1 protein-coding gene is annotated in these 255 nt (G+C 28.2%); it reads left to right on the forward strand.

Features of this window, described 5'->3' with window-relative positions; translation table 11 throughout:
- On the forward strand, positions 1-255 hold a 255-nt coding region (locus KGF48_RS20115), incomplete at both ends, for a helix-turn-helix domain-containing protein (RefSeq protein ID WP_227868514.1).

The raw sequence follows: 255 nt of genomic DNA on the forward strand, positions 1-255 counted from the left end.
TAAGAGCATATAAATATAGATTATATCCAAATAGCGAACAAAAAGAATATTTTGCTAAAACTTTTGGATGTAGCAGACTTATATATAATCTTATGTTATCCGATAGGATTAAAGCATATGAGGAAAACAAGGACTTAGATATTAAGAAAATAAAATATCCTACACCTGCACAGTACAAAAAGGAATATGAGTTCCTAAAAGAAGTTGATAGTTTAGCACTAGCAAATGAACAAATGAATTTAGATAAAGCCTACA

Origin of the sequence: Clostridioides sp. ZZV15-6388 (genome assembly GCF_020657755.1) — a bacterium.
In the GTDB taxonomy this organism is placed as follows: Bacteria; Bacillota; Clostridia; order Peptostreptococcales; family Peptostreptococcaceae; genus Clostridioides.